Source organism: Pseudoalteromonas sp. K222D, from assembly GCF_017653575.1.
Taxonomy (GTDB): domain Bacteria; phylum Pseudomonadota; class Gammaproteobacteria; order Enterobacterales; family Alteromonadaceae; genus Pseudoalteromonas; species Pseudoalteromonas nigrifaciens.
This window is the reverse complement of the sequence record NZ_JAGGDL010000078.1, coordinates 1-2,634: the sequence shown is the minus strand read 5'-3', so window position 1 is coordinate 2,634 and position 2,634 is coordinate 1. Positions and strand designations below refer to the sequence as shown.

The 2,634-nt window shown below is 62.1% G+C and carries 2 protein-coding genes; both read right to left on the bottom strand.

The window, feature by feature from the left end; translation table 11 throughout:
* Window positions 1-93: 93 nt before the first annotated feature.
* Entirely contained in the window at window positions 94-849 is a 756-nt protein-coding gene (istB, locus tag J5X91_RS17880) for an IS21-like element helper ATPase IstB (protein ID WP_022522218.1), read from the bottom strand.
* 14 nt (window positions 850-863) lie between these two features.
* The gene (gene istA, locus J5X91_RS17875; protein ID WP_026001746.1) at window positions 864-2,408 is read right to left on the bottom strand and encodes an IS21 family transposase; all 1,545 of its coding nucleotides are present in this window, start codon (window positions 2,406-2,408) and stop codon (window positions 864-866) included.
* Window positions 2,409-2,634 lie beyond the last annotated feature (226 nt).

Genomic DNA, 2,634 nt, shown 5'->3' with positions numbered 1-2,634 from the left:
TGCGTATTCCGGCGAACGTGACCGGTCATTCCGGTGATCGTGACCGATTTGCACACGGCCTTCACGCTGGAGAGAGTTTTGTACGCTGAGCGGTCACGATGGGTCAACCGATTCCGTTTTTTGTGCGTTGGTTTTTCTCAGTGATTCCCCTTTCAGATTGAGTCGGTGAGCGCCGTGCAGGAGCCGATCCATGATGGCGTCTGCCAGCGTGGCGGAGCCGATGTAGTCATGCCAGTGCTCCGTGGGTAACTGGCTGGCGATGAGGGTGGAGCCCCGCCCGTGTCGGTCTTCGATTACTTCCATCAGGTCCTGCCGCTGCTGCGCCGTGATCTTCTGCATGCCCCAGTCATCCAGGATCAGCAGGTTGGTCTTCAGCAACTGGTTCATCAGCCGACCGTAGCTACCATCACCGTGCGCGATGCGCACCTGCTCGAACAGGCGCGGCACTCGCAGGTAGCGCACCGAGAGGCCTTGCCGGCAGGCCTGATTGCCCAGGGCACAGGCCAGCCAGGTCTTGCCGCAACCGGTAGGCCCGGTGATGCACAGGTTCAGGGACTGGCGGATCCAGTCGCTGCTCGCCAGGGCCGCCATACGCGAGCGTTCCAGTCCCCGGGGATGACGGTAATCGATGTCTTCGATGCACGCCGGCACGCGCAGGCGGGCGGCCTTGAGCAGCCGGTCCAGCCGACGGTTTTCCCGGTGCAGCACCTCCCGATCCACTAACAGGGCAAGGCGTTCCTCGAACGCCAGGTCGTGGGTTTCCGGTTGGGCGCGTTGTTGTTCCAGGGCATCGCCCATGCCCGTCAGCTTGAGGTGGCGCAAGGTATCGAGGGTGTTGTGCGTTAGCATACGTTTCTCCGGGATCAGTGGTAGTAGTGGGGGCCGCGAACGTTGGTGTGAACCGGCAGCTCGGTCAGTTCCGGTGGCTCCTCGACCAACGGCAGCGGTAACTGATCCAGCCCCTGCTTCAGGATCGAGGTGATGCTCTGGTAACTGGCGGAGTGGATGGCCAGCGCCCGGGCACAGGCCTGCTCCAGGCGATCACGACTGTAGCGCCGACTAAGGTTCAGAAGTCCCAGGCAGGCGCGGTAACCATGTTCCGGATGAGGCCGATCCTTGAGCTGCTTCTGCACCACGCCCAGCGTGCCGGGGCCGATGTCATTGGCCCAGTTCAGGAACCGTCCCGGTGACCAGTTCTGATGGGCCTGGTGCGATTTAGGCATGTGTTCAGTCAGGGTGGCGAAGCGGCCCTTACCATGACGAGGATGTAGCGCCACTCGCTGCCCTTTGTGCATGACCTCCACGGAGGTGTCGGTCACCCGAACGTCCAGCTTCACCCCCACCAGGGCGTGGGGCACGCTGTATAGCCGCTTCTCGATCTCGATGTGATAGTCGATACCCGGCCGTGCCTTACGCCACTCGGCGTAGGTGTAGGGCGTGGCGGGGAGTGGTCGTAGTGCCGGTCGGTCGAGGGCATCGAACAGGCTTTGACGACTCTCTGTCCGTCCTTGGAACGGGCGCTGGTTCAGCGCTGGTAACAACGCGGCGATGGCGGCGTTCAACTCGGCCAGAGAGAAGAACGTCTGGTGCCGTAACCGGGCCAGGATCCAGCGCTCGACCAACAGCACGGCGGCTTCAGCCTTTGCCTTGTCCTTGGGCTTGTAGGGACGCGCGGGCAGCACCGCCGTCTGATAGTGAGCAGCCAGTTCAGCGTAAGTCTCGTTGATCTTCGGGGTGTAACGGTCCGCCTTGGTGACCGCTGCCTTGAGGTTGTCCGGAACCAGCAGTGCCGGCACCCCGCCGAAGAACGTCAGCATCCGTTGGTGGGAGGCGATCCAGTCCGGCAGGCTCTGGCTCCCGGTGGCCTCGGCGAAGGTGTAGCTGGAGGCGCCAAGCACGGCGACAAAGACCTGGGCCTGACGCATCTCTCCGGTGCTCCGGTCCACCACCGGCACGGTCGGTCCGCAGTAATCGATAAAGACCTTCTCGCCGGCCCGGTGAACCTGGCGCATGCTGCGCCGTTGCCGCCCCCGCCAGAGCCGGTAGTGGTGGCAGAATTGGCTGTAGCGGTAGGCCTTGTCGCCGTGGCGTTCCGTGTACTCGGCCCAGAGCAGTTGCAGGGTAACGCCCTTGGTCTTGAGTTCCTGATGAACCTGGAAGTAATCCGGCTCAGCAAAGCGTGAGGGCGGTGCCTTGACGGGGAACAGCCGTGCTTCCAGCCAGGCCTCATCAGCATCCTCGGGCAACGGCCAAGTGATGCCCTTCGCCTGGGCCTGGCTGACGTACTTGCCGACCACGCCTTTGGAGAGACCACAGGCGCGGGCAATGCGGTCGTGGCTCAGGCCTACTTCGTGCTTGAGGCGCAAGACCTCGATGATCTGTCGCATGGAAATCCTCGCAGCCGGCATCCGCACTTCCTCGTGATGAAAAAGAAGGGTATGCCGAATAAAGTTAAAGAATTCCAGCGTGTTGGATGTGATTCCGGGGGAACGTGACCGATGATTCCGGCAACGTGACCGGCGATTCCGGAAAACTGCCCAAAATCGGTCACGATAAAACGGAATGCGCGGTCACCATCATCCAGAACAGACGGTCACGTTCAAACGGAATGGGCGGTCACGATAGGGCGGAATA